We start from the raw sequence: 21,397 nt of genomic DNA, 5'->3' as shown, positions 1-21,397 counted from the left end.
TTAGTCCAGAGTTTTCTTCTCTTTCAGGATCTCGTAGGCTTCGATGACGTCGCCCACTTTGAAGTCCTGGAATTTTTCAAAGCTCAGTCCGCACTCGTTGCCGGCCTTGATTTCACGAACGTCGTCCTTGAAATGCTTGAGGCTTGAAAGCTCGCCGCTCCAGAAAACGACGCCGTCGCGGATGAGGCGCACCTTCGCGCTCCTGCGCAGCAGCCCTTCAGTGATACGGCATCCGGCGATGTTGCCGACCTTCGGCACGCGGAACATCTCGCGTATCTCAGCTGTACCCAGCGTATGTTCGCGAAGCGCGGGCGCAAGCATTCCTTCCATAGCCGCCTTCACGTCGTCTAGCATGTCGTAGATGACCTGATAGAGACGTATCTGGACGCCTTCGTTTTCGGAGACTCTCTTTGCGTTTGAGTCCGGGCGGACGTTGAAGCCTACGATGATGGCGTTTGAGGCGGAGGCGAGCATGACGTCTGATTCAGAGATGCGGCCGACGCCTTCATGGACGATGTTTACAGAGACTGCGTCCGTGCTCATCTTCATAAGCGAGGCGTGGAAGGCTTCAAGCGAGCCCTGAACGTCCGTCTTAAGAACGATGCGCAGCTGCGGCACCTCTTCCGTCTGCATCTTATCGTAGAGCTCTTCGAGCGTCAGGCGTTTCGTCTTGCTCTGGTCCGTTTCACGGCGGTCGGCCTCGTTCTGCGACATTATGTCGCGCGCCTCGCGTTCAGAGTCCAGGAGATTGAAGTTTTCTCCGGGCTGCGGGACGTTTTCAAGGCCGAGTATCTCAACCGGCATACTCGGGCCCGCGGAATTCACAGTGCGCCCCATGTCGTCTATCATCGCGCGGATCTTGCCCCAGGCGCTGGCGGTGTGGATGATGTCGCCGCGGTGCAGCGTTCCCTCCTGCACTATGACTGTGGCTACGGGGCCTTTGCCCTTGTCGAGATTGGCTTCGATGACGGTGCCGGTAGGCGCGGCCTTCGGGTCGGCCTTAAGTTCCTGCATTTCGGCGACCAGAAGCAGCATCTCAAGCAGGCCGTCGACGTTGACTCCGGTCTTTGCGGCGACGTCGACCATGATGGTGTCTCCGCCCCACTCTTCCGGCACAAGTCCGTAGTCGGAGAGCTGCTGGCGCACGCGCTCCGGCTTCGCGTCGGGTTTGTCGACCTTATTTACCGCGACCACTATCGGAACGCCGGCCGCTTTCGCGTGGTTCAGCGCTTCGATGGTCTGCGGCTTGATGCCGTCGTCGGCCGCTACGACAAGCACGGCGATGTCCGTCACCTGAGCTCCGCGCATACGCATCGCGGTAAAGGCTTCGTGTCCCGGCGTGTCGAGGAATACGAGCGTGTTGCCGTTGTATTCGACGCGCGAGGCACCTATGTGCTGCGTGATGCCGCCGGCCTCTTTATCCGTGACGTGCGTGTTGCGGATATTGTCAAGAAGCGTCGTTTTGCCGTGGTCGACGTGTCCCATGACCGTGATTATCGGAGGACGGTGCGTAGCCTCTCCGGCTCCGTTTTTCTTTGACTTGCCCTTTTTGTTCTTTTTCTGGCTCTGAGGCTCGTTTTTCTTAGCCTCATGCGCCGCCTTCGCCTCGTGGATATTTTTCGGCGCGGCGGGTGCTGCCTTCGTCTGCTGCGCGGCCACCGACGGTTTTTCTTCCTCGGGCTGCGCTTTGCCGAAGACGAGGTTCTTTTTGAACGTTTTGCCAAGTATCTGCAAAATCTTTTCGTCGGCCCTTGTAGTGGCGGGCAGCATGAGGCCCTCCAGCATCAGCGCCTTGACGGCGCTTCCCGCCTTTTCGCCCGAGAGGGAGGCTACCTCCGAGACGGAGACTCCTTCGGGGATATAGACGGTCGGGTAGGATGAAAGCGCTTCCAGTTCCTTTTTGGACTCGTCGGCTTTGGCCTTCTGGAGAGATTCCTGCACCATAGGGACAAGGTCCTCGTCAATGGAACTCATGTGCGATTTTATTGCGACGCCGAGGCCGGTCAGTATTTCGACCATCTCCGTGTTGCTCTTTTCCAGCATCTTCGCAAGATCATATACTCTAATTTTACTCATCCGCATCACTCCTGTCTTCAATCAAAAAACAAATCTTTTTCGCAAAGCCGCTTTCTTCTGGAAGCGCCGCGGCCTGCGCCGCGCTTATCCCAAGACGCTGTCCCAAAAGGGCCCTGTCGGTATCTTTTATGTTTAAAATTTTTATGCTTCCGCGTGCTTCCGCCGCGTTCAGCGTGCGCATAACATTTTGCGAGCAGTCCTCTGTAACGAAGACGGCAAGCCTCCCGCCGCTCTTTATAGCGTCGAAGATCTTGTCCTGTCCTATGATGAGCTCGCCGGCCCTGCGGGCCATGCTCATCATGTCGAGCGCCTTATCCGTCCTGCCGTTCATCGCGATTCTCCTCATCCGCGCAGCGCGCGGCAAGTTCAGTGTAAAGCGACTCAGGCGCCTCCGCCTTTAAAGCGCGCGAAAAGGCCTTTTTTTTCTTTGCGGCCTCAACGCAGGAGAGCCTGGCGCAAACGTACGCACCGCGCCCGTTTGCCTTGCCGGTCGGGTCAAAGCGTACTTCGCCCTCGGGCGTCCTTATGACGCGCAGAAGCGCGCGTTTGGGAGACTCCTCCATGCAGCCGACGCATGTGCGCGGGCGCAGTTTTTTAGGCGTCTGGTTCGCGGCCTGCTTCGCCATTGCTCTTCTACCTTGACTCCTCGTCGGACCCTACGGGCATCTCGAGGAAGAGATCCTTCATCGTGGGAAGTTTTTCCTCTTCTTTGACCTTTATGTCTATCTTCCAGCCAGTCAGGCGCGCCGCAAGGCGCACGTTCTGCCCCGCCTTGCCGATGGCGAGCGACAACTGGTCGGGACGCACGAAGGCAAGCACCGACCTGTCCTGGTCGAGCAGCGGCTCGATGCGGATTATCTTGGCGGGCGAGAGCGCGTTCGTGATGTATTTGAGCGGGTCGTTGCTGTGGACGATGATGTCTATCCTTTCGCCGTTCAGCTCGCTGCTGATAGATTTTATGCGGCTTCCCTGCTTGCCGACGCAGGCTCCCAGCGGCTCGACGTTGACGTCGAGGCTGCCTACCGCGATTTTCGCGCGGGTTCCGGCCTCGCGGACGATGTTGCGTATCTCGACTACGCCGTCCTGTATCTCCGGCACCTCAAGTTCAAGCAGCCGGCGCAGAAGCCCGGGATGGGTGCGTGATACGATTATGCGCGGGCCGCGCGTCGTCTGACGAACGTCCAGCAGATAGAACTTCATGCGGTCGCCGGGGTTGTATCTCTCTCCGACGATGCGCTCCTCTTTGGGCATTATGGCCTCGGTCTTGTCGTTGAGGCGCACAAGTATCTGATCGCCCTCCGCCTTGAAGATGGCGCCCGCCACTATATTGCCAATTTTATCCGAGAACTGCTCGTAGACTACCTGGCGCTCCGCGTCTTTGAGCTTCTGGATTATCACCTGTCGCGCCGTCTGAGCCGCGATGCGGCCGAAGTCCTCCGGCAGCACTTCGCTTCTGATGATGTCGCCCACCTCTAGGTTCGTGTATCCGCGGCGCGTCGCCTCTTCAAGCGTCATCTCCGCGTCGGCGTTCGTAACCTCTTCCACGATCTCATAGACCTCATATAGAGAAAACTCTCCGTTTTCAACATCTATGTAGACCTCGGTGTGCTGATTGCCGCCCTTGTATTTTTTATATGCCGATACCATGGCGGCCTCGAGGCTGGCTACTATGATCTCCTCAGAAAGCCCCTTCTCGTCCTCTATTTGCTTTAGAACTTTCTTAAAATCTTTTCCTAGCTGCATTTTTCCTGTCGTCCCCTTTCGCGCGTTTCTCTATTTCTTTTTAGGTATTTTTTTAAAGGTCTTTTTCTGGCCCGTCTTCGGCACATAGACTAAGTGCGCTCTTTTTATTTCGTCGAGCGGTATCGTCCTCTGGCCTCCGCCCGGCTCTGTTATTACGGCCTCGTCGCTTTCGTTTGCGGTTACTATTACGCCCTTCACGGAGCGGCCGCCCTTTTTGAAATATATCTGCGCCTCGCTGCCTGCAAAACGCCTGAAATCGTCCGCTGAAAAAAGAGGACGCTCTAGGCCGGGAGAGCTTATCTCAAGATAATACCGCTCGGGAAGTTCTTCCTCTATGGTGTCAAGATATTCGCTTATCTCGCGCGAGACTGTTTCACAGTCGTTCATGTCTATGCCGCCCGGCATTTCAAGATAAAGCCTGATGATCTCCATGCCGTTCTCGCTTACGATCTCAAAGCCCGCGCACTCATATCCGAGCTTTTCAGCGCGCTCGGACAAAGCGCGGAATATTTCCGCGTACTTCTCCCGGTTCAAATAATCGCCTCCTGTAACAAAAGAAGAGTGGGTACACCCCACTCTTCCAGTTATTTCTCCTGAATTAGCATTTGAATTGTAGCACTTTTTTGAAAAAAATCAACGCCGCCTACAATAAATGCTGTACCGTCTTACGATTTTGCGTTATTTTGCCCAGAGATATTCTCCGCTCTTTTCGTCGCAGTTCCAGAAGTCCGCGTAGCTGAGGCGGCTTAAGGCGCGCGCCTCTTTGCGGACTTTGACGCCGCGCTTTACAAGCTCCTGCCAGAAACCGGTGTTTGAGATGTCTCCCTGTATGGTGAGATGTATCACGCGCCCGTCGCGGACTATCGCCTTCATGTACGAGGTGCGGCATTCGTTTATTATGACTTCGTCGCCGGGTTCCGCGGAATTTGGCCCAAGTGAGAGCGTTGTAAGGCCGAAGAAATTCATCGTGTTCTTCATGGCGTAGCGGTCCGTATATTTGACGCACCCACAGCAGATGTTCTTCGCCGCCGTCTCGCCCTGTAGCGCGGCGTTCGGCCATATTCCGGAAAGGCCAGCCACGTCGCCCGCCGCCCATATATTTTCAACGTTCGTGCGCATGTAGTCGTCGACCTTAACGCATCTGTCTACGGTTATCCCGCTTCCGTCCAAAAACTCAACGTTCGGGCGCACTCCCGCCGTGACGACGACGAAGGCGCAAGGCAGCCTTTCGCCGCTTTCAAGCAGCACGTGCGTCGCGTTTCCCGCGTCGTCCATCTCCATTCCGCAGGCGCGCTTTGAAAGATAAAACTCGCACCCGGCCTCTTCAAAGAATTTCTGATAGGGCGCGGCGGCCGTCTTGTCAAGCTGCAACGGAGAAATGCGGTCTTCCATCTCGACGATGCGGCACTTTACGCCGCGTTCGCAGAGCGCGTAGGCCGCGTCAAGCCCTACAAGGCCGGAGCCTACTATGACGCACTCGGCGGCGCCCTTCGCCGCGTCGTCTATCCTGCGCGCGTCAGAGAGGTCGCGCAGTCCGAATACGTTTTTCGCCTCACGAAAGCCCTGTATCGGCGGTATAAAATACCGCGCGCCGGTGGTGATGAGCAGAGTGTCGTAGGTAATCTCGCCGGATCGCGCGCCCAGCGCGCAATTCTTCTGCGGCGTCACCGCCGTTATCTCCTCGTCCGCCAGAAACTTTATATTGTTTTTTTCAAAGAAGTCCGCGCCCGCAAAGTTTATCTCCTCGGCTGACTTCGCGCCGCCGATGAAATGATGCAGCATACAGCGCGAATGAACCTCTTTATCCTTCGCGGCCATCACTATTTCGTCGTCCGGCCGCAGCGCCCGTATCGTCTTCGCCGCGGCGATGCCCGCCGCGGATACTCCGATTATCAGATGTTTCATCTTACTCGTCGACCTCCTCTACGTGGATGGCCTCTTTCGGACAGGCCTTCACACAGCTCGGCCCGTCCGCCTTGTCAGAACAGAAATCGCATTTTATCACTTTGGAGCGCGTAGCGACATCCGGCTTCGGCACTCCGTAGGGGCAGTTCATGACGCACATAAAGCAGGCGCCGCATTTTTTTTCGTCGTAAAGGACAAGCCCGCTCTTTGCGTCTTTGCTCATAGCGCCGCTCATGCAGCTCACTACGCACATCGGCTCCGCGCAGTGACGGCAGAATACTGGCCTGTAGTTTTTATGCTCATCCTGCATTATGAAGTTGCGGCTTTCGTTCACAACGTTCGTTATCTCAAGCGTGTAGATGCTGTTTCCGCCGTCCCCGCGGTGTGCGTTCATACAGGCGAGCGAGCAGTTCATGCAGCCGTCGCACTTGTCCGCGTCAATGAATATCCGTTTCATAGAGGCACGCCTCCCTTCAGATGTTGAGGCCGGCGCGTTTGCCGAGTATTATATTTTCAAGCTTATCGGCCGCAAGCGCCGCGTCCGGCTCGATTATCACCTGTCCGCCAGTAAGCTCTTTCATGCTTTCCGTGAGCACATCGACCACAACTTTGCTTCCCGTGATGAACGGCGCTTCTCCCAGATGCAGCGGAAGGCCGAGTGCAAGGCCGAAGGCTCCGTCCGCAAGCGCCTGTTCCTCTAGCCACTGAGGCGCGGAGAGCACAAGCGGAAGCTGCGGGAGGTCTATGCCAAGCGCCTCTGCAAGTTCCGTCGCCACTATCTCAAGCCGTCCGATGGCGAGGCACGGCCCGAAGTTCAGAACGGGCGGGATGCCAAGCTTCTCGCAGACCGCGCGCAGCTTCGGCCCTGCGAGCTTCGCCGCCTCTGGGCGCATAAGCCCGCAGTTTTCAAGGCCGCCCGACGAGCAGCCCGCCGAGAGGACGATGATGTCACGCTTGATAAGCTCTTTCGTAAGCTCCACCGTCAGCACGTCGTGGCCGCCGAAGGTGAGGTTTGAGCAGCCGACGACGCCGGCCACGCCCTTTATATCGCCGGAGACGATGAGGTCGATGAGAGGCTTCCAGTCGCCGCCCAAGAAATTTTTAAGAGAGACTTCGGAGACTCCGGTGAGAGTATCGCTGTTGCCGTGCTCCGGCTGAAGGTCGAGCGCCACGCAGCCTCTGCGTTCTTTGTAGGCGTCGATTATTTTATCAATTATTCTGTCGCTGTCCTCTTTGCGGCTTTCAAAGACGAAGGGCATGTACTCCGAGTTGGATTTTTTCGCCACATCGTCAAGGCATATCTGTTTTATCTTAAGCTCGTCGCATATAGGTTCGATGCCGGGCAGAGTGCAGTTGAACTCAGAGAGCACCGCGTCTATCGCGCCTGTGGCAAGCACGGCTTCGGAGGTGTAGTTGTTGCCGGCGTGCCCCACGAAGACCTCTTCGTAATGCGCGCCGCGAAGCTGAAGGTCCTGCCCGACGCAGGTGCATCCAACGAGGCGGAAGCCAGAAGCGCCCGCGGCCTTTGCCTTTGCCGCCACCTCCGGCTCAATGAGCCTGTCTTGCAGATATGAGAAGCATGAGTGCTGATGGCCCGTTATCATGATATTTATATAATCCGGGTCTATGACGCTAAGGCCCACCGGCGCAAGACGTATCTCCGGCTCGCCCAGCATCACGTCGTTCAAAAGGTTTGTCAGAGTGAGGCCGTAGAGGCCCGTCGAGATGCCTAGCTTAAGGCAGGAAAGCAGCATATCCACCGGGTCGGAGTTGAGATTTGTGGAGCATTTTACGACGCCCTTTACAATTTCCGCGTTTGCGCCTCCCGGCAGTATGTTCAGCTTTTCCCAGTTGGCGAAGCGCGGCGCGTAGGCCATCTTTTTGACAAGTTCCATCTTTTCGTGCTCCGGTTTGTAGATGTCGGCAAGCACGGCCTCCGCCACCGCAAGCGCGCGCTCGTATTTGTCGGCCGCCGTTATGCCAAAAAGTCGCGCAAGCCGGTCAAGCGTTTTTTCGCCTTTGATGACGCCCTTTGAGAGCGCCGTGTTCTTTAAGTTCCACGCCGTGTTCTCCACAACGTGTATGTAGCAGCCGGAGCCCGACGCTATTGCGCGCAGAAAGTTCCTCGCTACTATCACGTCCGCCGTCGCCCCGCAGATGCCCTTGGGGCCCTTCGGCGTGATGCGGCACGGGCCGTTTGAGCAGAGGCGGCAGCAGACGCCCTGGAGGCCGAAGCCGCATTTGACGGACTGTCCCTCGACCCTGTGATGAGAGGTCTCCATAGGAAGTGAGCGAATAAAATCTTCAAGCGGCTTGTCGGCGCTTTTGCAGGTGTTGCATCCAAAACACTGATTCATTAAATTTCCTCCCCCGCCGTAATCCGGCGAATATATTAGATATTTTTTGTCCAGTTAAGCCGCAAAAAAATTTACGGCAAGTTGAGCAACTCGTCGAGAGTATGTTTTTTTAATTCTTCATCAATGGTAAATTGTATTTTTTTAAGGTTGTCGTGAACGCGGCATGTCCCGCAGCGGCTTTTGCGCCACTGGCAGTCGTAAGACGGCGACATGCAGGCGTTGATAAGAAATTCTTCGTTGATACAGGCAAGAAGGTCGTAGAGAGTGACGGAGGAAAGATCCGCCTTAAGGCTGCATCCGCCCTCTGCGCCGCGAAAAACCTCCACGTAGCCGCCTTTGTCCAGTTTTTTTAATATCTTGTAGGCGAACTGCACCGGAATCAGTTCAGAGGCGCATATCTGGCGCAGCGAGAGCCGAGGTGACGAAGAGAGAGCGCGCAGAATGCGCACAGCATAATCTGTTTCCCGCGTCATCATCATCCAAAGCCCCTCCTTTTATATCGTCTTGTATCATTCATTTATTATGCGAGAATAATAACATAGTGGATATAAATTATCAACTATAAAATAATAAAAATCGCGGCCTAAGTTGCAGGCCGCGGTGCGTGGGAGGGTTTTATTTTTTGTACTGGCTCAAAATATCTTCAAGTTCCTTCCGCTGTGCCATCAGTTGTTCATAGACCGGCATCAGGCCGTCGTCGCTGCCGCCGCGCAGCGGCTCCACCATTTCTGAGACGGTGACGGAAAGGGGCGTGAGGCTGAGGTTTCCGAGCACGCCCTTCAGCGTGTGGGCGTTTTCAAAGGCCGATTCTTTATCGCCCGCGCGCAGCGCGTCCCCAAGAGCATAAAATGCAGGGTCGCACTGAACGCTTTCGAGGCAGTCGATATAAAGCTCCTCGTCGCCCAAAAGTCTTACGAGGGCGTCGTCGACATTGCAGCCCCATTTCCCCAACGCGTCAAATAATTGTTTCATTAACAGACCTCCACGTCCGAATACAGTATTTATATTATTACTTTGTTATTCTACATATATTCGGCGTGAAACAATCGTTAAAATTGCCGTTATATTTCGAGATGACAATTAGAACGGCAATTTTTTTATGGCCGCTTTCACGCGGAGCCTTTTATTTTTTCGGCTCTATAGTTTTTATTTCCATAAAGCCGCCGTTCAGCGACAGCTTTATGAGCTTTAGGACGACGTGCAGCTCGGCGCGCTCCATCGCCTCGTGCGTTATGCGCACCAGCGCGGCGCAGCAGGGCACCTCCATATAGGCCACCGTAATTTCGCGCGGTCTGTTTATTTTAAATATCTCGGTGAGCTTTTCAAGATAAAAGGCGCTGTCGTCAAGCTTCGGGCAGCCAATAAGCGCGACATGTCCGTTTAGGATGCGCTTGTGGAACTCAGCGTAGGCGAAGGCGGTGCAGTCCGCCGCAAGCAGAAGATTCGCTCCCTTGAGATACGGCGCGTCCGTTGGAACGAGCGCAAGCTGCACCGGCCAGTTGGTCAGCTCGGAGGCGTTTATTTCAACGCGGTCGCCGTTTGGGTAGACGAAATTATCCTTCCATTCGCGGCGGAACTGTCTGACCTCAGAGCCGAGACAGCCCGTGCGCCCGCCTTTAGGAGCTATGGTCTCCGCGATACGTTTTTTCACCGCCGCCTCGTCGTAGGCCTCGGCGTCGCGCATCACAAATGAGATCGCGTCTTTCGGACATTCGCCGATGCAGTCGCCAAGCCCGTCGCAGTAGCTTTCTTTTACAAGGCGCGCCTTGCCGTCTACTATCTCAATGGCGCGTTCGTGACAGGCGTTGGCGCATACGCCGCAGCCGTCGCATTTTTCATCATCGATCTGGATTATTTTTCTCATTGGAGCTGCTTCCCCTCTTTAATTGTATTTTTACGAAAGACGAAAGGCGCGGAGTTACGCCAGCTTCTTTTCGGCGAGCCACTTAGCCGCCTCGTCCGTCATGTGGGAGATAAAATCTCCGAAGATACATTCCTTATATACGCACTCGCTGTGGCCGAAGACGCAGCCGGGGCTGCGCACCGGGCCGTCTATCGCCTCGATTATTTCAAGAAAGGAGATATCCTGCGGCGCTCTCGCAAGCACCGCTCCGCCCTTCGGGCCCCGCGTCGTCTTTATCAGCTCCGCCTTTGCGAGCCACAGCACCACCTTCGCAAGATGCGCCTCGGAAACTTTGAGCGAAGAGGCCATCTCCTTGACCGACAAGAGACGCTGTCCATTCTCCGCCATCAGCATCATGCAGTGAAGAGCAATATAACCGGCTTCGCTGAAACCAACAATCTTTGCCATAAAACATCCCACTTTCTTTTACGCATTGCAATACTTAATTACGTGATGATTTTATATGACGGACGAGATTTACGCAAGCGAAATAGTCGGCTTGTCAATCTATTGTTTTGCGTTATACTTCTAGCATAAAATGGGAAAGAGGGTATATAAATTGGCACTTTGTTATTACGACGGCAAATTCGCGCCGCTTTCGGAATGCGCGCTGCCCATGACCGACATGTCCATCCAGCGCGGCATTGGGACATTTGAATCAGTAAGGATATACGAAGGCTCGCCGTTTGCGATGACGCAGCATCTGGAACGTCTTGCAGGCAGCGCCGAGGGCTCAGGCATAGAGGCCCGCGAAATAATAAAAAAACTTCCCGAGATAATCCGCGAGGGGCTTGCTCTGCCCGAGCATAAAAATTTCGACGGCCTCGTGAAGCCATATATAACGGGCGGAGACATCAACAACAAGGGCTCCTTTCCTGAACCGCGTTTCTTCGTCATCTTCGACGAGGTGCACAAACCGACAGAGGACGAAAAGAAAAACGGCATCACGCTGGAACCGAATCGCATAGCGCGTCCCTTCCCGCTCATCAAGAGCACAAATTATTTGTTCGGCCTCATCCCGCTTTCAAAGGCGCAGAAGTCAAACTTTGAGACGCTCTACATCACACCCGAGGGCGAGATCACAGAGGCCATGAGCAGCAACTTCTTCATCTGCAAAGACGGAAAGCTCATCACGGCGCCGGTGGGCAAAGTGCTCAAAGGCGTGACGCGCGACATTATCTTAACGCTTGCGCGTGAAAACGGTTTCGAGGTGGAGGAACGCTGCCCGCGCGAAGAGGAGCTGGCGTTGGCCGACGAAGCCTTCATCACAGGCTCCGTGAAAGAGGTGCTGCCAGTCGTGAGAGTGGGCGGACAGCAGATCGGAAACGGCAAACCGGGCCCCGTCTCGCAGCATCTGCAAAGGATATTCCTGCTCAATCAGGCGCGCTGGCTTTCCTAGACGCGGCGCTCGCCGCTAAAAGGTCACTAAAACAGATCCGCCCGCTGCCAAGGCTATTGCCGCCCATTGCAGCGGACGGACCTTTTCTTTGTATATGACCAGGGCAAATACTGTGGCGACGATCGGGTTCGCGCCGCCTATCGTAGTCGCCACCGCGGGCGCCACATATTCCAGCGCCGATGAATAGAGCCACGCGCCAAAGCCCAGCGACAATATGCCGGCAAGGAGGCCCATGAGCGCCTCTTTGGAGCGCAGCCTGCGCCACGAACTCATGTCGTTCTTCACAAAGGCGAGCCTGGCGAGCCAGATAGCGAAAGCTATCGTAAAAAAGGCGACGCCGCGCCCAAGGACGATCGTTATTGGAGCAAGCCCCGCCACCACGAGCTGTTTGTTAAAAAGAAGGCCTGCCGCCCAAAACAGGCAGGCAAGCACGGCGTAGACGAGGCCGGAGACAGAAAGGCCGCCCTCGCTCTTTTTTGAATGACAAAGCAGCGCTACGGCTGCCACGACCGCGACTGTGCCGGCCACGACGGGAAACGACAGCTTCGCGCCGAAAAAAAGAGACGAGGCGAGAGCCACCGGGATAGGGTACGAGCTTGAAATGGCCGCGCCGCGCGCGACGCCCAGCCGATGCAGCGCAAAAAATAAAAAGACGTCGCCTATGACGTTGTTGCACAGCACAAGCGCTATAAAGACGAGGATATCCGAGAGTTTTAAAGATTGAGAGAGGCCGGCGTGTGAAAAAATCAATAAAAAGAGGCCGCAGAGCAGACCGCCGGACGCGCGCATAAACGACATCTCCGAGGCGTCGAGTCTGTTTATGCCGCGCAGTAAGAAAGAGGTGCTTCCCCAGCACAGACAGGTGAGGAGGCTTAAGAATATTCCATAAATCATCAGGGCGCCCGCCTTCTTTTTTTAAAGAATAACTGTAAAAGCGCCTCTATGATAGCACCGTAGCTTTATTTTTATAAGTACTGCCTTACGAGAGGCTTTTTTTGAAACTCTCCACGTCCGCGGTGAGGCGTATGACGATGTCGCGCAGCCTGCAGCACTCCACCCACGCCGTATCATGATCGTCGTGGACGTCGAACTTGTCCATCAGCAAACCGACAGATCTTCTAGCCTCCGTCAATTCACTTGTCATACGATTCAAAGACGCGCCGCAAGGCGTTCTGTTTTCCTGCATATTGTTGCCCCCTTATTCCCGCCGCGCGCCGCGCGTGGACGCTTCATGCTATACGTCCCCGCGCGCTGCCCGGCGCCTACGTTCTGCGTTTATATGTTACGTAATGCGTATATTACTTACAAGTGCGCTGCAAAAAACGTTTATTGCGCATAGCGTACTGCCATAACGGCCAAAGCAAAATTTAATACGGCGCGCATCGCGGCAATAACGCAAATACTAAGCTTTATTACGTCCACAAGCTCAATAGGCCAATACTATTACGCATAAAGTAAATAGTCAAGAATTTATTTCACTTAAAGCAACTTACTTACGTTCTGCGCTCTTGTTTTGCTATTACGTTTTAAGTATTATCAAAGATATTATGATAGGAGAACGAATAAGCCATAGACAAGAGCAACTTCATATAAAAACCAAAACGCTTCTCGACAGTATGGGAGTAACTAGCGCCACCATGTCCAGGTGGAAAAATGACATCAACGAACCGGACGACGCTACAAAACTTCTTCTAGCGCGAGAACTGGATACATCTGTCTCATGGCTCGTGGGCGAAATCGACGACCCCGCCCCGCTCTGCCGCGCCGCAAAATTCTTATCCGCCGCGTCATCTGCTGGCGGCGAGGAAGAGCCCGCTATACTTTTTCTTGCGCAGGCCTACAACGCGCTTAAAAGACAGTTCAAGAAAATGAATCAAGGCGAACGCTCCGCCGTCAAAGGATTGCTGGACGCCTGCACCTTTGAACTGCACCACGAAGACGAAGAAAAATAAAAAGCCGCGAAAGCGGGCCTCTCTTTCGCGGCTTCGTACTGTTCACAGACGCATAATTTCTACAGACACGCCTTATAACTATTTACCTCAACTCGTAAACGTTCATCTGCGCCGCAGGCCTCCTCAGGCCTGCGCCTGTCTTTAAATACTTATCTCTCTGCGCCCAGAAAGTTTAAAGAATAAAAGGAGCGAAAGCACGGAGGTGAGCGTAAGTATCGACGAATACGCGGCCGCGTTTCCGAAGTTGGAACGGATGACCTCAACGTATATTGAGACCGTAAGCGTCTGCGTAGCCGCCCTGTAGAGTATTATTGACGACGAAAGCTCGCTTATGACGGTGACCCAGCTCATAATGGCGCCCGCCAGAACTCCGGGAAGCATCATTGGGATGGTTATCTCCCAAAATGAGCGAAGTTCGCTTGCGCCGAGGCTCACCGCCGCCTCCTCCACGCTTGGGCTTATCTGCCCTATTGTGGCGTTGCATGAGCGTATGGTGTACGGCATCCTGCGTATTGAGAGGGAGATTATTATTATGAGCGCCGTGCCGCTCAACATAAGAGGCGGAACGTTGAAGGCGTACAAAAAGGCGATGCCCAAGACGGAGCCTGGGATTATATAGGGCAGCATCGTCAGAGTGTCGACCGTTGACGTGAGGAATGACCGCTTGCGTTCCGCAAGATAGGAGATGAGCACTCCGCAGACCACTACGATCGCGATAGCCGAGATGCCGTACAGGTAGGTATTGGCGACGACCTTGCTGTTCTTGCTGAAGATCGTGTTGATATAGTTGATTAAAGTAAGTTTGCTTGTAAACATGTGCGCCGTGTTCTCCTCAAGAAATGAGGTGACAAGGACCGTCAGCTGCGGCAGCATCCCGAGAAAGACCACCAGATAGACGAAGCAATGGCATAAAAAACTTTTTAACGGCTTCACTCGTTTCGGCAGCATCGGCTTCAGCGCGCTCATGTGGTAGGTGTGGCGGCGCGCGATGTACCTCTGCAAAAAGAAGAAGAGCAGCGTGAAGGCGATGATTATTACGCAAAGCGCCGCAGAAAAGAAGTCGTCGTTTGAGACCTCGCCCATAAACTGGCTGTAGAGCACCGTCGGAAAGGTCCTGTACCCCTCGCCTATCAGCATCGGCGTTCCAAAATCGGAAAAGACTCTCATGAAAACAAGAAGAGAACTTGCGAGCATGGTCGGCAGCACCAGCGGCAAAATTATATCCTTCATTCGCTCAAAATTGGAGGCACCAAGGCTTTCCGCCGCCTCGTTGAGAGAGTTGTCCATATTTTGGAGCGCGCCCGAGACATACATGTAGACCAACGGAAAGGACTGAAGCGAGAAGACCAGCACAATACCGGCAAAGCCGTAGATGCCGCCAAAGTTCGTACCGAAAGAATCGTTGATAAAACGCGTTATGAGGCCGGCGCGTCCAAGAAGCTGCACCCACGCGTATGCGCCGATGAAGGGCGGTGAAAGATAGGCTATTACGATGAATATATTAAGATATTTTGTTCCCTTTATCCAGACGCTTCTTGTCGTATAGGCCATCAGCATGCCCAGAGCGGCCGATATCAGAGTCGCCGTCACCGTCACCTTGAAGCTGTTGTACATGGTATTCAAATAGTATTTACGCGAAAAGAACCTGACGAAATGGTCGAAGGTGACGCTGCCGCTTACAGGGTCTATGACGCTTTTATAAAGGACGAGCGAAAGCGGGTAGACCACAAATATAAGAAACAAGGCCAGAATGGCGACGGTGAAGGCCGTCCATATATTAAAGCCGCGGTCGTGGGTGAGCATTTACGCGCCCTCGCGTATCAACGTCTGCTTCCGTTCGGCGTCGAAGACGTTTATTTTTAGCGGATGTACGGTGAGCCGCACTTTAGTTCCGTCCGGGATCATGTCGCTCAGGTCGGTCTCCTGGATTATCTCCGCCTCTTTGCCGTCTGGAAGCTCGACGAAGTAATGGAGGTTGACGCCAAGAAAGACGCTTGAACGCACGACGGCGGGGATGCCGGCAGAGTTCATATCGGCCGAGACGCTGAACTCCTCCGGGCGGATGCTGGCAAGCGCCGGGCGTCCGTCGGGTACGTCGCAAAGAGTAGTCATCTCTGGCGCATAATCAGGATGGAGCCTCAAAAAGCGTGCGCCGCCGCGTGATTCTACCGTGGCCTCAAGGATGTTTGAAAGTCCTATGAAGGTTGAAACGAATAGGTTGCACGGCCTCTGGTATATTTTTTTTGGAGAATCTATCTGTTGGATTATGCCGCCGTGCATGACCGCGATACGGTCTGAAACGGCAAGCGCCTCTTCCTGGTCGTGCGTCACATAGACGGTAGTTATGCCCATCTGTTTTTGTATCTTTTTTATTGCGTTGCGCATCTCTATGCGAAGCTTTGCGTCAAGGTTTGAGAGCGGCTCATCCATCAGCAGTACGTCAGGATGAATGACGATGGCGCGCGCAAGCGCCACGCGCTGCTGCTGGCCGCCGGAGAGCTGCGTCGGCATCCGGTCGGCGTACTCTTCGATGCGCGTTATTTTAAGTATTTCGTCGACCATCTCTTTTTTTTGCTGCGCGGGCGTTCCGCGGGTCTTAAGCCCGTAGGCCACGTTGTCCCGCACGCTCATGTGGGGGAAGACCGCGTAATTTTGAAAGACCATTCCCATGTTGCGTTTATTTGTAGGCACGTCGTTGATGACCTTGTCGTCTATTTTGATTTCTCCGCCTTCGATGGAATTAAATCCTATTATCATGCGAAGCAGCGTCGTTTTGCCGCACCCGGAAGGACCGAGGAGCGTGAAAAATTCGCCGGGTCTTACGGCCAGCGAGAGATCGTTTATGATGATGTTTTTGTCAAATATTTTTTTTACATTGCTGATAGTTATGGCAACGCTCATAAAGATACGCCCTTTCATCTAAAATCAGGGATCCCGCGCGGCGGGACCCCTGACGGTCAGTGCTGGTTGTTTTGTTTATTCCATTGTATCTTCGACATGCTTCATGAAGGTCGAAAGTATCTCCGCCTTTGTCTTTGCAATATAGGGAGCGCTGTAGTTGCTGAAAAGTTTTATCTTGGTGCTGGGGACCATTTTGGTGTTGACCGCGACTCCGGCGCGCAGCGGGCGCAGATTCATCTGCTGTCCTACCTGCGACTGTACTTCGGCAGATAGCATGTAGTCGACAAATTTTTTGGCGTTGTCAGGATGCGGCGCGCCGGCTATTATCTGCACGGACTGGCCGGGGAAGATGACGCCCTCTTTAGGATAGACCACTTTTACGGGATATTTTCCGCTTGCCTCTAGTTCAACGCAGGGATCTTCAAAGCTGAGGCCGACCGCATATTCGCCGGCGGCGACTCCCTTGTATATCTGGCTTGAGCTGTTGGCCTGCTTGCCGTTGAGGTTGACGAGAAGTTTGTCGATATACTTCCACGCGGCGGGGGACATCGGGTCATGCTTTGTCCCCATGCCGTAGAGCATCCCGATAAGGCACTGGAAGGCGGACGAAGAGTTTGCGGGGTCGCCCATGATGATGTGTCCCTTCAGCTTCGGGTTGAGAAGGTCCGCGTAGGAATCAACTTTGGCGACTCCAAGCTTTTTAAGGACGTCCGTGTTGATTATGACGACGTTCGGTTCCGCGAAGGCTGGGTTGAAGACGTTGGTGCCGTCGTTGCGGAAATTTTTCATCATTTTTTTATTTTCTTTGGGAACATAGACCTGGAAAAGCTTTGCGTTGTTTGTCAGCATCGTCTCGTCGGCGGCCCAATGGATGTCGCCGTAGACATTCTTTGAATCGGCCTCGGCCTGTACTCTCTTGAGTATCTCGCCGGAACCGCCCGTCACAACTTCTACTGGGATATTGTATTTCTTCTTAAAACCGTCGATGACGATGTTGTTGAGCTTCTCCACGCGCGCCGTATAAATGACCAGCTTGTTTTCCGCCGCGAAGGCGCAGACCGCCGACGTCAACGCAATTACTAACGCCAATAACACCAAAGATATTTTCTTCAATGATCTCATCCTCTGTTTATTTTTTTAGAAACCAATTAATTGTAGCTCTACCTATTTTAGGTGTCAATTATTTCAAAAAAGTCAGCTTTTAAAGGCTGCCGTAAAAAGAGAAAGGCCCAAAACGCCGTCTTTTCGGCGAACTGGGCCTTTATTTTATTCGTACCAGACTATCTTCGGGAAGTGCAGGAAACAGGTGTCGCCGGTTTGATGGCGCGGGTCGCGGCGGCCTTTCTGAACGCGTATCTCGCTTTCGCCCACTTTGACCATGTAGTCCACTATTTCGCCAAGATAGGCCGTGCGCATTATGACGCCCTTCACTCCGCCCTCTCCTTCTGATACGAAGTTTATCTCAGAGGGGCGGCAGGCCGCGGCTGCGTGGCCGGCCGCCGAAAACTGCGGCGGAACATCGCTTGAGACGACTCCGGCGTCAGGCGCGCTTTCTACTACCGATTTTCCGTCGCGGAAGACGACGGGCACGAAGTTTGAGAGGCCGATGAAGCTGTAGACGAAGCGGTTGGCCGGCTTCGCGTAGATGTCAAGCGGCGTGTCTATCTGCATCGTCCTGCCGTCGCGCATTACCATGATGCGGTTTGAGAGCGCCATCGCTTCGGACTGGTCGTGCGTGACAAAGATGATTGAAAAATCATATTTGCGCTGCAGGTCCTTTATCTCAAAGCGCATCTCTTCGCGGAGGTGCGGGTCAAGGTTTGAGAGCGGCTCATCAAGGAGAAGGAGCCCCGGGTTGATGGAAAGCGCGCGCGCAAGCGCAATGCGCTGCTTTTCGCCTCCGGAGAGGTCGTTGGGGTAAAGCCGCGCCTGCTTTGTGAGGTTCGTGTTTGCAAGCGCCTGCTTCGTGCGGTCCTCTACTTCGCTTCTTGAAAGATGTTTTATCTTCAGCGGAAACGCTACGTTGTCGTAGACGGTCATGTGCGGCCAGACCGCGAAGGCCTGAAAGACCATTCCGAAGCCGCGGTTTTCCGGCGGGATGTAAAAATTCTTCTCTTTTGATGAGATGAGTTTTCCGCCTACTTCGATCTCGCCTTCGTCAAGGTCCTCAAAACCGGCCACCATGCGCAGCGTCGTCGTCTTGCCGCAGCCGGAGGGGCCGAGGAACGAGAAGCACTCTCCCTTTTCAATGGAGAGGTTGAGCGCGTCTACCGCGCGCACCGTGCCGAAAAGTTTTGTAACGTTCCTTAATTCAACATATGCCATCTTTAAGCACCCCCGTTGTCAGCGTGCTTTTTCTTTTCGAAGAAGCGCTTTATAAGTATTTCGCCGCCGACTATGAGCAGCAGCGCGACGCCGGCAAGGGCGCAGGCATAGACCGTCTCGCCGTCTTCATTGAGCGTGTAGATGGCGACGCCTATCGTTCTCGTGGTGGGGCCGTAAAGCAGAACGGAGGTGGTCAGCTCGCGAAGCGCCGGCAGGAATATGAGGAAGAACGCAGCCACCATGCCGGGGCGGATGAGCGGGATGACGATGTCGCGCAGCGACTGCCACGGCGTGGCTCCGCTTGCGCGGCTGGCCTCCACCAGCGAGTCGTGCACCTGTTCGAGAGCCGCGCTGTTTGATTTGAGCGAGAAGGCCATGTAGCGCGCTATGTAGGCGACGAAGATTATCCACGCCGTGTTGTAGAGGTTTATCCCAAAGCGTCCGCTCCACGTGAGTATGACGCCGAGCGCGATGACGGTGCCGGGCAGCGAGAACGGAAGCAGCCCGAGGAATTCAAGGAACCACTTGCCGCGCACTTTGAGCTTGACAAGCACGTAGGAGATGATGCCGCCCGCTATCATCGTAACGAACGCAGCGGAGAGCGACAGATAGGTGGAGTTCCAGATGGCGTCCTTTGTAAGCTTCCACTCAAACAGCACGTAGCGGTAGTTTTCCCACGACATGTTTTCAAGCGCAAGCGGCAGCCCGTAGGTGTTGAGGAAGCCGACGAGGAAGATGGTGACTGTCGGCATGACGACCGTGAGCAGCAGGTAGATGCAGCAGAAGATGAAAAGCGGCATACGCAGGCCGCGAAGTTTCAGCACCGTGGGACGAACGCTCTTGCCCGCGATTATCTGAAAACGCCCCGACTTGATGACTTTGTTCTGAGCGTAGAGGATTATCGCAGCAGAGAGCACCAGTACGACGGAGAGCACCGTGGCGGCGCGTATGGCCGTGAAGCTGCCCGCGCTTTGGTGTATCAGTTCGTAGATCATCGTCGGTATCGTATAGATGCCTACCTCCGTGCCCAGGATGGCGGGCGTTCCAAAGTGCGAGAGCGAGTAGAGACAGACGAGCAGCGCACCAGCCACGACGGCCGGCATGATGAGCGGTATCGTTATCTTCCTTGTGATGGTGAAGAGCCCCGCGCCCGCGATGCGCGCCGATTCCTCAAGAGTCGGGTCCATGCGCTCAAGAGCCCCGCTCACCTGTATGAAGACGAACGGGAAGAGGTACATCGTCTCTATGACGACGATGCCCCAGAATCCGTAGACGTTGAAGAGCGCGTGCCGCGTCCCCGTTATCTCCATCCACAGCTGGTTGATGTAGCCGGCGCGCGGCGAAAGCAGTATTTTCCACGCGAGGGCGCCGATGAAGGCCGGAAGCATGAAAGGAACGGTGAAGAGCACCTTCATCGTTTCTTTGAACGGCAGGTCCGTCCTTGTGACGAGCCACGCAAAGAGCGTGCCGACGAAGGTACAGGTGACTGTGACGCAGGCCGCTATCATAAGCGACATTTTGAGCGCCTGGAAGGTCTCCTCCTGCATGATGACGCTGTGAACGGCGGCTAGGTTCAGATGTCCGTCCACGATGAACGACGTCCAGAAGATGAGGATGACGGGAAGCGCGACTATTACGACGAGGATGAGGACGGCGAGCATGAAGATGAACTCGGCCATTCCGAATTTTTTCTTGCCGGCGCTAGTCATTTTCAACCACTCCTTCCAGAGTCGCGGCGTCGAAGAGAAGCTGGTTCGCGAGGCGTATGCCTACTTTGTCGCCCTCTTTAAAGATGAGGTCGTTGTCAACGGCCTTGTGCGTTTCAAGCTGGGAGCGCAGCTCCATGCCGGCAAAGTCAAGACGCTGGTCGACGATTGGGCCCAGCAGGTTGACGCGCTTGATGACGGCGGTCGGCATCCCCGGCTCCGGGTTTCGGATGAGGTCGATGTCAGACGGACGGCAACCAAGGATCGGATTTTCAGGAACGACGTCGGGGACGACCTCCGAAATGGCCGAATCCGTGCCCTTAGGATAAATTTTGCCGTCACGGATGTCGATGGGCACCATGTTCGCTACGCCCATGAAGCGGAAGACGAAGGCGTTGGCGGGATGTTCAAAGACATCGGTGGGCGTTCCTATCTGGCAGATGTTGCCATTCTGGTCGAGCACCGCGAGCCTGTCGGAGATGGCGAGCGCTATCTCCTGGTCGTGCGTTACATAGAGGACGGTGACGCCCTTTCTCTTTTGCAGCGCCCGTATCTCAAAACGCATCTCCTCGCGGAGGTTCGCGTCGAGGTTCGTCAGAGGTTCGTCAAGCAGCATTATCTTAGGCTCCGCGACAAGCGCGCGCGCAAGGGCCACTCGCTGCTGCTGGCCTCCCGAGAGCTGCGACGGGAGCCTGTTTTCAAGGCCCGTGAGGTTGACGCTTTCAACGGCTTCGCGCGTCCTCTCCTCCGCCTCCTTCGCATTTACCTTCTGTATCTTGAGCGGATAGATTATGTTCTCTTTGACGGTCATGTGGGGCCACACGGCGTAATCCTGAAAGACGACGCCAAGCGAGCGCTCGTCCGGGGGCACCATTATTTTATCTGCCGGTGAGGACTGCATTACGCCGCCTATCTTTATCGTGCCCGCGTCCGGAGACTCAAAGCCCGCTATCATGCGCAGCATGACGGTCTTTCCGCAGCCGGACGGGCCAAGCAGCGTGAAGCACTCGCCGTCGTTTATAGTCAGGTTGAGATCTTTATAAACTGCTTTTTTTGCATAGCCCTTTCGGACATGTTCAATTTTTACTTCAGCCAAAAAAGACAACTCCTTTCATGGAGGATGTTATTAT

General features: G+C 54.6%; 22 protein-coding genes. 2 read left to right on the top strand and 20 right to left on the bottom strand.

All coding sequences use genetic code 11. The features are described from left to right. The 12 genes from infB to RRY12_07280 form a co-directional block, all read right to left on the bottom strand. Nucleotides 1–2,076: a translation initiation factor IF-2 gene (gene infB / locus RRY12_07335; GenBank protein MEG2184475.1), complete on the bottom strand. Its 2,076-nt coding sequence runs from the start codon at nt 2,074–2,076 to the stop codon at nt 1–3. Next, on the bottom strand, nt 2,069–2,407 hold the full coding sequence (locus tag RRY12_07330) for a hypothetical protein (protein ID MEG2184474.1): 339 nt from the start codon (nt 2,405–2,407) through the stop codon (nt 2,069–2,071). The genes infB and RRY12_07330 overlap by 8 nt, the downstream gene beginning before the upstream one ends. Beyond that, nucleotides 2,388–2,702: a YlxR family protein gene (locus RRY12_07325; protein MEG2184473.1), complete on the bottom strand. Its 315-nt coding sequence runs from the start codon at nt 2,700–2,702 to the stop codon at nt 2,388–2,390. Before RRY12_07325 ends, RRY12_07330 begins: the two co-directional genes overlap by 20 nt. Before the next feature lie 7 nt (nt 2,703–2,709). Further along, complete coding sequence (gene nusA / locus RRY12_07320; GenBank protein MEG2184472.1) at nt 2,710–3,819, bottom strand: transcription termination factor NusA; 1,110 nt, start codon at nt 3,817–3,819, stop codon at nt 2,710–2,712. 30 nt (nt 3,820–3,849) lie between these two features. Then, on the bottom strand, nt 3,850–4,353 hold the full coding sequence (gene rimP, locus RRY12_07315) for a ribosome maturation factor RimP (protein MEG2184471.1): 504 nt from the start codon (nt 4,351–4,353) through the stop codon (nt 3,850–3,852). A gap of 144 nt (nt 4,354–4,497) precedes the next feature. Continuing rightward, nucleotides 4,498–5,724 (bottom strand): FAD-dependent oxidoreductase, encoded by a 1,227-nt coding sequence (locus tag RRY12_07310; protein MEG2184470.1) that lies wholly within the window; start codon nt 5,722–5,724, stop codon nt 4,498–4,500. A gap of 1 nt (nt 5,725) precedes the next feature. Further along, nucleotides 5,726–6,181, bottom strand: coding sequence for a 4Fe-4S dicluster domain-containing protein (locus RRY12_07305; GenBank protein ID MEG2184469.1), 456 nt, complete (start codon nt 6,179–6,181; stop codon nt 5,726–5,728). A gap of 16 nt (nt 6,182–6,197) precedes the next feature. Then, entirely contained in the window at nt 6,198–8,081 is a 1,884-nt protein-coding gene (cooS, locus tag RRY12_07300) for an anaerobic carbon-monoxide dehydrogenase catalytic subunit (protein ID MEG2184468.1), read from the bottom strand. A 71-nt stretch (nt 8,082–8,152) separates the two neighbouring features. After that, nucleotides 8,153–8,560, bottom strand: a complete 408-nt coding sequence (locus RRY12_07295) for an Rrf2 family transcriptional regulator (protein MEG2184467.1) — start codon at nt 8,558–8,560, stop codon at nt 8,153–8,155. 136 nt (nt 8,561–8,696) lie between these two features. Continuing rightward, nucleotides 8,697–9,053: an Hpt domain-containing protein gene (locus RRY12_07290; protein MEG2184466.1), complete on the bottom strand. Its 357-nt coding sequence runs from the start codon at nt 9,051–9,053 to the stop codon at nt 8,697–8,699. 151 nt (nt 9,054–9,204) lie between these two features. Further along, entirely contained in the window at nt 9,205–9,945 is a 741-nt protein-coding gene (locus RRY12_07285) for a 4Fe-4S binding protein (GenBank protein ID MEG2184465.1), read from the bottom strand. Nucleotides 9,946–9,999: 54 nt separating this feature from the next. After that, nucleotides 10,000–10,392: an Rrf2 family transcriptional regulator gene (locus RRY12_07280; protein ID MEG2184464.1), complete on the bottom strand. Its 393-nt coding sequence runs from the start codon at nt 10,390–10,392 to the stop codon at nt 10,000–10,002. Nucleotides 10,393–10,543: 151 nt separating this feature from the next. Between RRY12_07280 and RRY12_07275 the strand changes: the two genes are divergently transcribed. Then, nucleotides 10,544–11,383 (top strand): aminotransferase class IV, encoded by an 840-nt coding sequence (locus tag RRY12_07275; protein MEG2184463.1) that lies wholly within the window; start codon nt 10,544–10,546, stop codon nt 11,381–11,383. 15 nt (nt 11,384–11,398) lie between these two features. On the opposite strand, the gene RRY12_07270 is transcribed toward RRY12_07275, so the two are convergent. Beyond that, a complete protein-coding gene (locus RRY12_07270) occupies nt 11,399–12,277 on the bottom strand; it encodes a DMT family transporter (protein MEG2184462.1) in 879 nt (292 codons plus the stop codon). 85 nt (nt 12,278–12,362) lie between these two features. Then, nucleotides 12,363–12,569 (bottom strand): hypothetical protein, encoded by a 207-nt coding sequence (locus RRY12_07265; GenBank protein ID MEG2184461.1) that lies wholly within the window; start codon nt 12,567–12,569, stop codon nt 12,363–12,365. Nucleotides 12,570–13,020: 451 nt separating this feature from the next. On the opposite strand from RRY12_07265, the gene RRY12_07260 reads away from it, so the two are divergent. Then, a complete protein-coding gene (locus RRY12_07260; GenBank protein ID MEG2184460.1) occupies nt 13,021–13,335 on the top strand; it encodes a hypothetical protein in 315 nt (104 codons plus the stop codon). A 141-nt stretch (nt 13,336–13,476) separates the two neighbouring features. Here the strand turns inward: RRY12_07260 and RRY12_07255 are convergent, their stop codons facing one another. The 6 genes from RRY12_07255 to RRY12_07230 form a co-directional block, all read right to left on the bottom strand. Further along, nucleotides 13,477–15,138, bottom strand: a complete 1,662-nt coding sequence (locus RRY12_07255) for an iron ABC transporter permease (protein MEG2184459.1) — start codon at nt 15,136–15,138, stop codon at nt 13,477–13,479. Beyond that, the gene (locus RRY12_07250) at nt 15,139–16,236 is read right to left on the bottom strand and encodes an ABC transporter ATP-binding protein (protein ID MEG2184458.1); all 1,098 of its coding nucleotides are present in this window, start codon (nt 16,234–16,236) and stop codon (nt 15,139–15,141) included. Nucleotides 16,237–16,311: 75 nt separating this feature from the next. Further along, nucleotides 16,312–17,349: an extracellular solute-binding protein gene (locus RRY12_07245; protein MEG2184457.1), complete on the bottom strand. Its 1,038-nt coding sequence runs from the start codon at nt 17,347–17,349 to the stop codon at nt 16,312–16,314. Between the two features lie 153 nt (nt 17,350–17,502). Then, a complete protein-coding gene (locus RRY12_07240) occupies nt 17,503–18,561 on the bottom strand; it encodes an ABC transporter ATP-binding protein (protein MEG2184456.1) in 1,059 nt (352 codons plus the stop codon). A 2-nt stretch (nt 18,562–18,563) separates the two neighbouring features. Further along, entirely contained in the window at nt 18,564–20,270 is a 1,707-nt protein-coding gene (locus RRY12_07235) for an iron ABC transporter permease (protein ID MEG2184455.1), read from the bottom strand. Beyond that, the gene (locus RRY12_07230) at nt 20,263–21,363 is read right to left on the bottom strand and encodes an ABC transporter ATP-binding protein (protein MEG2184454.1); all 1,101 of its coding nucleotides are present in this window, start codon (nt 21,361–21,363) and stop codon (nt 20,263–20,265) included. Before RRY12_07230 ends, RRY12_07235 begins: the two co-directional genes overlap by 8 nt. Nucleotides 21,364–21,397: the final 34 nt, after the last annotated feature.

The sequence above is a fragment of the Cloacibacillus sp. genome (genome assembly GCA_036655895.1).
In the GTDB taxonomy this organism is placed as follows: domain Bacteria; phylum Synergistota; class Synergistia; order Synergistales; family Synergistaceae; genus JAVVPF01.
The sequence above is the reverse complement of the archived record's forward strand: the minus strand, read 5'-3'. Positions and strand labels throughout refer to the sequence as shown.

Excerpts from the sequence above, each read along its gene's own strand:
- infB (MEG2184475.1), bottom strand. The coding sequence starts at position 2,076 with ATGAGTAAAATTAGAGTATATGATCTTGCGAAGATGCTGGAAAAGAGC.
- RRY12_07330 (MEG2184474.1), bottom strand. The coding sequence starts at position 2,407 with ATGAACGGCAGGACGGATAAGGCGCTCGACATGATGAGCATGGCCCGC.
- RRY12_07325 (MEG2184473.1), bottom strand. The coding sequence starts at position 2,702 with ATGGCGAAGCAGGCCGCGAACCAGACGCCTAAAAAACTGCGCCCGCGC.
- nusA (MEG2184472.1), bottom strand. The coding sequence starts at position 3,819 with ATGCAGCTAGGAAAAGATTTTAAGAAAGTTCTAAAGCAAATAGAGGAC.
- RRY12_07310 (MEG2184470.1), bottom strand. The coding sequence starts at position 5,724 with ATGAAACATCTGATAATCGGAGTATCCGCGGCGGGCATCGCCGCGGCG.
- RRY12_07305 (MEG2184469.1), bottom strand. The coding sequence starts at position 6,181 with ATGAAACGGATATTCATTGACGCGGACAAGTGCGACGGCTGCATGAAC.
- cooS (MEG2184468.1), bottom strand. The coding sequence starts at position 8,081 with ATGAATCAGTGTTTTGGATGCAACACCTGCAAAAGCGCCGACAAGCCG.
- RRY12_07295 (MEG2184467.1), bottom strand. The coding sequence starts at position 8,560 with ATGATGATGACGCGGGAAACAGATTATGCTGTGCGCATTCTGCGCGCT.
- RRY12_07290 (MEG2184466.1), bottom strand. The coding sequence starts at position 9,053 with ATGAAACAATTATTTGACGCGTTGGGGAAATGGGGCTGCAATGTCGAC.
- RRY12_07285 (MEG2184465.1), bottom strand. The coding sequence starts at position 9,945 with ATGAGAAAAATAATCCAGATCGATGATGAAAAATGCGACGGCTGCGGC.
- RRY12_07280 (MEG2184464.1), bottom strand. The coding sequence starts at position 10,392 with ATGGCAAAGATTGTTGGTTTCAGCGAAGCCGGTTATATTGCTCTTCAC.
- RRY12_07270 (MEG2184462.1), bottom strand. The coding sequence starts at position 12,277 with ATGATTTATGGAATATTCTTAAGCCTCCTCACCTGTCTGTGCTGGGGA.
- RRY12_07265 (MEG2184461.1), bottom strand. The coding sequence starts at position 12,569 with ATGCAGGAAAACAGAACGCCTTGCGGCGCGTCTTTGAATCGTATGACA.
- RRY12_07260 (MEG2184460.1), top strand. The coding sequence starts at position 13,021 with ATGTCCAGGTGGAAAAATGACATCAACGAACCGGACGACGCTACAAAA.
- RRY12_07255 (MEG2184459.1), bottom strand. The coding sequence starts at position 15,138 with ATGCTCACCCACGACCGCGGCTTTAATATATGGACGGCCTTCACCGTC.
- RRY12_07250 (MEG2184458.1), bottom strand. The coding sequence starts at position 16,236 with ATGAGCGTTGCCATAACTATCAGCAATGTAAAAAAAATATTTGACAAA.
- RRY12_07240 (MEG2184456.1), bottom strand. The coding sequence starts at position 18,561 with ATGGCATATGTTGAATTAAGGAACGTTACAAAACTTTTCGGCACGGTG.
- RRY12_07235 (MEG2184455.1), bottom strand. The coding sequence starts at position 20,270 with ATGACTAGCGCCGGCAAGAAAAAATTCGGAATGGCCGAGTTCATCTTC.